We start from the raw sequence: 7,912 nt of genomic DNA, 5'->3' as shown, positions 1-7,912 counted from the left end.
CTGCCTGGCCGCCGAGCTGGGGGCGCAGCCGGACCTGGCCGGCGCGCTCAAGAGCTACGAGGCCGAGCGCACCGTCCGCACCGCGCGGGTGCAGGACACCGCGCGGATCTGGGGAGACATGTGGCACCTCGACGGCGTCGGCCGGCTGCTGCGCAACGAGCTGTTCCGCGTGCGCGACCCCCGGGACTACACCTACGTCGACTGGCTGTACGCCTGACCCCGGCCGTCCACGGCGTGCTCCGGTGCGAGCGGCGGCCCCTCGGGCAGCCCGGCGGGCTCGCACCAGGCGGCCTGGAACTCCTCCGCCAGCGCGCGGGAGCCGGCGAACGCGCCGCCGGGGTGTTCCAGGGCCGTGGCCGTGAGCAGGCCGACCTTCTCCGCCACGAGGTCCCGCAGGGAGTCGGCGTCCGTCAGCCGGCCGGCCAGCTCGGCGAGGTAGCCGATCGTCGCCCCGGGGAACAGGGCCGCCGGTGGCACGCCCGCCGCGATGCCGGCGCTCAGGCATCGCCCGCCGACATCCTCACCAATGATCGTGAGGCGGCGATGATAGCGTCCCCTTGCCCTGGTTTTGCAAGGGAGAGACCACAATGAGCATCACGACCGGCCCGACTGCCCGCTCGCCGGCCCTGACCGGGACGTCGCCAGGTGAGCCGGCACAGGGAACGCGCTGGGCGGGAGCGGCCACGGCCATCCCGGGCCTGCTGGCCTTCACCGGCGCGATCGGCTCCGCCGAGCCGCACGCGCACGCCGCGGTGCAGGTACTGCTGGTGCTCGACGGCGCGGTAGTGCTGAGCGACCGACGCGGCCACCAGCGCCGGGCACAGGCCGCGATCATCCCGGCCGGGATCCGGCACGAACTGCGAGCCGCCCCCGGCGCTCACGGCCTGCTGGCCTACCTCGATCCTTACTCTCCGGCCGGGCGCGCGGCCACCGCTCGGGTCGCCGCGAGCGGCGATCCGGACGACGTGAGCACTTGGCGGGCCGCTGCCCGCCCGCCGGCCAGCGCGGCCGAGCCAACCGCGCTCCCCCAGGCGGCGCATCTGTCCGCCGTGCTGTGCTCGCCCCGCCCGTCCGCCGGCCCGTCCGCCGGCCAGGGCGGCTTTCCCGCCGCCTTGTCGCACGCGCTGGAGGCCATCCCGCAGCTCATTGACGGGCCGCTGCTGCTGGGCGAGCTCGCCACCCGGGTGGGAGTGTCGGCCAGCCGGCTGGGGCACTTGTTCGCCGAGCACCTGCACCTGCCGTATCCGGCCTGGCGGCGCTGGGCCCGTCTGCTGCACGCCATCGAGGCGGTGCGCGGCGGCGCCACGCTGACCGAGGCCGCGCACGCGGCCGGGTTCGCCGACAGTGCGCACCTGACCCGCACCTGCCGGGCCATGTTCGGCATCACCCCCAGCCAGGCCCTGGTCGCCGCCGGCTGGCACTTCCCCAGCCCAAGCGGCCGGTAGCCGGCCCGGCCAGGGACAGCGGATCCGTTCAAGCCCCCGCCGGGGTCTTACCACCAAGGTGAGAGCCATGCCCCTCATCCACTCGCCCGCCGGCGGCGCCGCCCGGACGGCCGTCCAGGCGGCCGTCCGCTATGGCTACGCCCCGCTCATGCTGCTCGGCGTCAACGGCGCCGCCATCGTCCTGACCTCCGCCGGCGCCTCGAAACTGTGGCTGCTCGGTCTGCTGGCCACCGCGATCGCCCTGTCGTTCACCGCCGAACGCCTCCTGCCGTATGAGAGCGCCTGGAACACCTCCCAGGGCGACGCCGGCCGCGACGCCGCGCACAGCGCGGTCAACGAGAGCCTCATCCTGGCCAGCGTCGCCGTCATCCCGCTGCTGGCCGCGGCTCTGGCAACCACGTTTCCAGCCGCCGGCCTGTGGCCGCATACCTGGCCCTTCCTCGTCCAGGTGCTACTGGCCGTACTGATCGCAGATCTCGGCATCACCCTGGTGCACTACGCCAGCCACAAGATCGGCGCGCTGTGGCGCTTCCACGCCGTTCACCACTCCGTCACACGCTTCTACGGCCTCAACGGGCTAATGAAGCACCCACTGCACCAGATGCTGGAGATGACCACTGGTGTCGCGCCGCTGCTGCTCATCGGCCTGCCCGTACAGGTTGCCTCGGTGCTCGCTCTGGCTGTGGCGGTGCAACTGCTGCTGCAGCACTCCAACGCCGACTACCGCGTCGGCCCCCTCACCTACGTGCTCGCCCTCAACGAGGGCCATCGCTTCCACCACCTCAAATGGGCCGGCATCGGCGACGTCAACTTCGGCCTGTTCACCCTGGCCTGGGACCACCTGCTCGGCACCTTCTCCTACGACCCTATGCGCCGCTTCACCTCCGAGCAGCTCGGTATGGCCGCCAAACCCGACTACCCCACCGCCTACCTCGCTCAGCTCGCCGAGCCGTTCCGCCCCTCCGGGGCCTGCCACGCCGAGCCCGGCGGCGAGGCCGAACCGGTCCAGCAGCTTCGAGCCCGTTCCTGATAGGCAGTCAGGGCGGCCGTCGCCGGCGTGCGCTAAAGGAAATGGGTGGCGGCTCCCTTTTGAGGGGACCGGGCTGATCAAGCGGCCCACCAAGCGGATCCTGAAGAGACGTCCTGCGGCCGAGGCCCGACTTCCGGTTGCCCCGACGATTCCCGCGACGCCACGCCCGGGCAGGCCATGGTCGTCGTTGGCACTCGCCCGCCTAGCTTGACCCGACAAGGAAATACTGAATTTTCACAACAGGGTCCCTTTACGTTGTAGATTTATCGGCGCGTGATCCCTGAAACAACGCCCCGCGCGCCTCCCCACTTTGGCGGAACGAAACTTCGGATCTACTCGTCTCTAGAGGTGGGCTGCCAAGACATCGTCGCCATTTTCCTCTGCCCATTTCGTGAGCACGGCAATTGGGTCGATCAGGGTTGTGCCGAGTGTGGTTAGCCTGTATTCGACCCGTGGGGGCACCTCGGCGTGAGCCCTTCGGTCGACCAGCCCGTACCGCTGCAGCCGCCGCAGCGTCTGGGTGAGCATCTTCTTGGAGATTCCGCCGATGAGTTCGACCAGTTCACCGTGTCGGCGCGGTCCACGGCTGAGCGCGTACACCACAACGACTGACCACTTGTCGGCAATCACCTCGACCGCCAGCCGGGCCGGACAGTCGGCGAGAAAGACATCCCCAGGACCATGAAAGTCACCCATGGTTCCCAGGTTACCGATCGGTTCCCATTGAGCTGTCTACAGTGGGGGACCATGACCAAGCAGAAGCTGCCACCGATCACTCATCGGCTGTTCGAGATCGACCGCTACGCCACATTCGTCACCATCAACCCCGATGGCTCGCCCCAAGTCAGCCTCATGTGGGTGTCACGAGACGGAGATGACCTCGTGTTCGGTGTCGAAGAGCACCGGGTCAAGGTGCGCAACTTGCGGGCGAACCCGCATGTCACGATACTGATTGAAGATGACCGGAACACGCCCGAGGGACTGCGACAGCACCTGATCGTACGCGGCGCCGTGACCTTCGAAGGCCCTGACATCCCTGACAGGTTCGCCGCCTTCATGGATCGGCAGTCGCAGCGGTATCTCGGCACCAACTATCCCTTCGCCAACCGAATGTCGCCGACCGCGCTAGTCGGCCGAGTTCAGGTTGAACGGCTATCAGGCATCGGCCCATGGGCTGGCTAACTGGGCTCGGCGATGCGGGGGAAGGCGCCACGCTGCCGGGCAAGCCGGCAGGCACGTTGGGCTTGGCGGCCGACCAGCGTGGATGTCGTGGACAGTGCCGTCTTGGCCGATCAAGGCGTTTCAGCTGAGGCGGGTAGCCAGGCGACGTCGTGCTCATCGGCGTCGGACATCTTCCAGCCCACCGAGTACCGGTCCCAGCGGCGAGTCGTATTCGTAGCAAGTCATGGGTGGCGCTGGGCCCGCCGGATCTGCACCGTATCGAGTACCCGCGCGAGTTACTCGACGAGCCGTCGGGGGCGGTCCGGCCGCGATCGGATAACGCCGAGGCGTGCGTGGTGTAGTCAGCGGACGCCGCGGGCGTCCTCGAAAGGAAATGGTGTCTGGTGTTAGGTTGCCGGGTCTCGGCGGGCCTTGCCCTTGAGATTCACGGTGCCGAAGCCCTTCTTCGCGGGGCGAGCAGATAGGCTTCGTCGTACCAGCTGAGCACCGGGCCTCACACCGAGCTGTAGGCGACCTTGACCTGAGTGACGGCCTTGCCTGTGGCGGTGTCCCAGACGCAGGCCGCGCTGTAGCCTCTGGCGTTCCTGCTCGGGCAGCCGAGCCAGGATGTCCCGCAGGACCGGTTTGGCAGAGTCCGCACGCTGAGCCGTCAGGGCGTCATCCTGCCGTCCTCGCCGTGGCTGGGCCGCAGCTCCCCGCCTTTGTGTACCTGGTGCGCATAGACGACTGCCGCACCTGAGGGCATGGGCAGGTGCTGGCTTCGGCGTCGAGTGCACCGGCCCTACGGTGCCGGACTGGCCTCCCACCGGCGCCGGCATGAGCACGAGGTGGTCGAGGTCAATCGGCCGGACCGGCGCGTGCGCCACCAGCGCGGCAAGTCCGACCCGATCGACGCTGTGAACGCCGCCCGCGCAGTGCTGGCGGGCACGGCCACCGCTACGCCCAAGAGCTCTGAGGGCACGGTGAAGATGATCGGCCACACCAAGATCGCGCATGACACCGCGGTCAAGGCCCGCACCCAGGCCATGGCCACCGTCAAGGTCCCCGAGGAACTGCGCGAGCAGTTGACCGGCCTGTCGAAGATGGCCCGGCGGGAGCGCTGCGCCGGGCTGCGACCCGATCTGATAGGCAACTCCGTGGCCTCGGCTAAGTGCCCGTGTACAAACTGATCCCTGCGCTTGCTGTGTAGGGCCGATATCGTGCGAAATGGTGACGTAGCGCGAATATTCTGCGACATAGAGCGACCTTCCGGTAGCAACGGTGGTTATCCAAGCCCCACCACCAACCGGAAAGTCTGCCGCCGTTGTACGCCACCGCTCCCATCGCTGTCTCGCGTAACGACGAAAACTGCCTGCTCATGCGTGGCCTGCCGGTACGGCCGCGGAGCCGATCACCCGATCCGCCCACCCCGCTACACCACCGACATGAGTGACCAAGAATGGCAGGCCATTAAGCCCTTGATGCCCTGGCCGGCCTGGCTGCACGGCAACGGCGGACGACCCGAGAAGTACTGCCGTCGCCTGATCAAGGACGCCATCCGCTACGTGGTCGACAACGGGATCAAGTGGCGCAATCTGCCCACCGACTTCCTGGTGCCCTGGCGCACCGTCCATGCGATCTTCACTCGCTGGTGGCAGGACGGCGATCTCTATGCCCTCCACAATGACCTGCGTGAACACGTCCGGATAGCCGACGGGCGCGAGCCGGAGCCCAGCGCGGGGATCATCGATTCGCAGTCACTGCGGGCCGCCGAGACCGTCGCCGCCGGCTCGCGCGGATACGACGCGGCCAAGAAGGTGCAGGGCACCAAGCGGCACGTCATCGTGGACACCCTGGGCCTGCTGCTGGTCGTCATCGTCACCGCCGCCAGCGTCCAGGACCGCGACGGCGCCAAGCCCGCGCTGGCGCTTCTGCGCGACTGGTACGAGCGGATCGCGCTGATCTGGGCCGATAACGCCTACTCCGGCAAGCTCGTGACCTGGGCCAAAGAGCAGGTCCGGCTCACTGTGGAGATCGTCAAGCGCAGTGACGACGTCAGTGGCTTCGTGGTCCTGCCCCGCAGGTGGGTGGTGGAGAGGACATTGTCGTGGATCTGTCAGCGCAGGCGGTGCGTGCGGGACTATGAGCGGTTATCCGAGCATCACGAGGCCATGGTCTTGTGGGCGATGATCATCGTCATGGGACGACGACTCGCACGATCCGCATCTCCCAAATCGACCTGACGATCAGTTTGTACACGGGCACTAAGCGAGCCCTGGCCCGCCGTTGGCTCGACCTGGACCAGGAGATCAAGGAGCACGACATATCGCTAGGGCAGCTGACCGCTCAGCAGGCTCCCAACGCGAAGGCCGGGCGCTGTGGCGATCCTGCACGCTCGCGGCCGTGATCAGCACAATCAGGAGCAGGCCGAGACAGTCCACAACGGCGTGCCGCTGCCGGGCCTCTACTTTCTTTGCCCGCGTCGTTCTCGCGATTGCCTGCGCCGACGGTCGTGGCCGACCGCACCGGCTGGGAGTCGATGATCGTCGCGTAGGCTCGGCTTGCCGGCCTTCGGCGGGGCGGACCTTTCCGCAGAGTGTACGGAAGGGCGAGGAGATCGCCGTCCTGCCCGCCCCAGGTAAAGATCGCATGGACGTTCGGCGGTGCACCATCGCGATCGTTCCGCCCCGCGTTTACCCCACTGTCAGAGAACGCCTCCAAGTGGGCTGGGCAAGCGGGTCTGAAAGTCCAACAGTCCCACCCAGGCAGGGCGTACGGCGATGCGCGCCTGTCTGGTTCCAGGCCGCACGGCGGATTCGAGGAGTGATGCGGCGGCATCTTTCCCCAAATATCGCTCGGCGGCCTGGACGTATTCGTCTGCCACGCCGTCAACCTCGGTGACGGCTGCCCGGCCACGGATCGAGAGGGCGTGCGGTGGATTGGCGTCAGTGCTTATGTTCAGGTCAACGGCAGCGTTCATGCGGAGTGCCGCCACCCGACGGGCTGGGTGTCGCACGCCCATTGCAGGGCCTGCCAGATACGTCGCCATCACGATTTCCTCGCCGGTCCAGTGGAACCAGGTCGGTACGACCCTTGGAGTCCCGTCGGTCCATATCAGTCCCAAACGTGCGAACAGGGTGGAGGTCAGCAACTGTTGCGCTAGATCGGTCTCTAGGAGACGCAGATCGCCTTGGGGTAGTCCGGTAGTCATCCTTCGTCCTCACACTTCTTTGGTGTCATCGAGCGTTCACACATTGACGAGTTACCGTTCGTGGCACAGGGAATCCCCGCGTCCTTCCATGGCCGGAAACATGCGAAGCGAGTGAAGATCTCCCTCGCCGGACCGGTCGCGAGGCACTCGTTCGGCGCCGCCGCTTGGCCAATCTCCCCGTCGCCGATCTGGCCCAGCTCGCCCGCGTCATCAAACGCGGCTTCGAGCAAGCTACCGTATCCGGCGCACGTGCTCAACGACTGCCTGGCCGCCACCGGGCTATGCCTTGAACAGCGCTCACGAGCACCCAACATCAGGAACAACATCGGTTGAATACGTAGAGTCGGTTATGGCCGCGCCGGGGGTGTCGATGGCATGTCCGGCCTGAGCCAGATTGCCGGCGATCAGGTGAAGCCGGTACTGGATCTTCGTCAGCTTGCGTTTGCCGAGCCGGACGAGTCCGTCAGGTCGGCGACGACGAAGGTGGCCGGGGACCGCCGGAGCAGGGACCAGCCAAGCGGGGGTGTTCTGGGTGGTCGGCAACGGCTCCTACCAGCGCGGCAAGGCGGCCGCCGATCGGCTCACCGCCCAGGTCCCCAACGCTCGCCGGCCCCGACCTGCTGGCCCGCCACCGCGAACAGGACAGGACCCGGTCGCGACCTGCACTACTACGGCCGCGGCTTCGAGCACGCCCAGGCCACCGAAGACATCCGCCGGCTGCGCACGACCCGTAAAGCCGAGTCCTCACCCCCAGACCCACACCTGTTCAAACCCCTGAGACAGATCATCGAGTCGATCAATCAGGCCTTCACCAGGCCAGGTTGACCTGCAACGCCACGACGACCGCACCCCGACTGGCGCCGCCATCCGGTTCATCATCCGCACCCTGGCACCCACCATGGCGATCTGGCACAACGACAAGACCGACCGACCGCCGCGCACTGACGTGATCTCAGCGAATTGCCGGTAGGTAGTTGTGCTCGAAATGCGTGAGGACAAGAGCGGCGCGTGCGATGTCGCCGATTGCGCTGGGGCTGGCGGTGATGTGCTGGAGGATCCGCCAGC

Annotated in this window: 8 protein-coding genes and 1 pseudogene; 6 read left to right on the top strand and 3 right to left on the bottom strand. The window is 67.5% G+C overall.

The features are described from left to right. Nucleotides 1-217 (top strand): annotated as a pseudogene (locus ACTWPW_RS61990) (3-hydroxybenzoate 6-hydroxylase); the annotation flags it as partial. Here ACTWPW_RS61990 and ACTWPW_RS61985 read toward each other — a convergent pair. Further along, a complete protein-coding gene (locus ACTWPW_RS61985; protein ID WP_443174703.1) occupies nucleotides 193-477 on the bottom strand; it encodes a hypothetical protein in 285 nt (94 codons plus the stop codon). The pseudogene ACTWPW_RS61990 and the gene ACTWPW_RS61985 sit on opposite strands and share 25 nt — an antisense overlap. 110 nt (nucleotides 478-587) lie before the next feature. On the opposite strand from ACTWPW_RS61985, the gene ACTWPW_RS61980 reads away from it, so the two are divergent. Together ACTWPW_RS61980 and ACTWPW_RS61975 are read left to right on the top strand one after the other, a co-directional pair. Beyond that, nucleotides 588-1,445 carry an AraC family transcriptional regulator gene (locus ACTWPW_RS61980; RefSeq protein WP_443174702.1) on the top strand — a complete coding sequence of 286 codons (858 nt, stop codon included), beginning with the start codon at nucleotides 588-590 and terminating at the stop codon, nucleotides 1,443-1,445. 67 nt (nucleotides 1,446-1,512) lie between these two features. After that, a complete protein-coding gene (locus ACTWPW_RS61975; RefSeq protein WP_443174701.1) occupies nucleotides 1,513-2,475 on the top strand; it encodes a sterol desaturase family protein in 963 nt (320 codons plus the stop codon). Nucleotides 2,476-2,817: 342 nt separating this feature from the next. Here ACTWPW_RS61975 and ACTWPW_RS61970 read toward each other — a convergent pair whose 3' ends face one another. After that, the gene (locus ACTWPW_RS61970) at nucleotides 2,818-3,171 is read right to left on the bottom strand and encodes a winged helix-turn-helix transcriptional regulator (RefSeq protein WP_443174700.1); all 354 of its coding nucleotides are present in this window, start codon (nucleotides 3,169-3,171) and stop codon (nucleotides 2,818-2,820) included. A 51-nt stretch (nucleotides 3,172-3,222) separates the two neighbouring features. Here ACTWPW_RS61970 and ACTWPW_RS61965 point away from each other — a divergent pair, with 51 nt between their 5' ends. The 3 genes from ACTWPW_RS61965 to ACTWPW_RS61955 all read left to right on the top strand — a co-directional run bounded on the left by ACTWPW_RS61965 (nucleotide 3,223) and on the right by ACTWPW_RS61955 (nucleotide 5,879). Further along, nucleotides 3,223-3,657, top strand: coding sequence for a TIGR03618 family F420-dependent PPOX class oxidoreductase (locus ACTWPW_RS61965; protein WP_443174699.1), 435 nt, complete (start codon nucleotides 3,223-3,225; stop codon nucleotides 3,655-3,657). An 827-nt stretch (nucleotides 3,658-4,484) separates the two neighbouring features. Beyond that, complete coding sequence (locus tag ACTWPW_RS61960; protein ID WP_443174698.1) at nucleotides 4,485-4,826, top strand: hypothetical protein; 342 nt, start codon at nucleotides 4,485-4,487, stop codon at nucleotides 4,824-4,826. Nucleotides 4,827-5,081: 255 nt separating this feature from the next. Continuing rightward, nucleotides 5,082-5,879, top strand: a complete 798-nt coding sequence (locus ACTWPW_RS61955) for an IS5 family transposase (protein ID WP_443174697.1) — start codon at nucleotides 5,082-5,084, stop codon at nucleotides 5,877-5,879. 461 nt (nucleotides 5,880-6,340) lie between these two features. Here ACTWPW_RS61955 and ACTWPW_RS61950 read toward each other — a convergent pair whose 3' ends face one another. Then, on the bottom strand, nucleotides 6,341-6,847 hold the full coding sequence (locus ACTWPW_RS61950; RefSeq protein WP_443174696.1) for a pyridoxamine 5'-phosphate oxidase family protein: 507 nt from the start codon (nucleotides 6,845-6,847) through the stop codon (nucleotides 6,341-6,343). Between the last annotated feature and the right edge of the window lie 1,065 nt (nucleotides 6,848-7,912).

It is taken from the genome of Nonomuraea sp. KM90, from assembly GCF_052246675.1.
GTDB lineage: Bacteria > Actinomycetota > Actinomycetes > Streptosporangiales > Streptosporangiaceae > Nonomuraea.
This window is presented reverse-complemented; position numbering and strand designations above follow the sequence as displayed.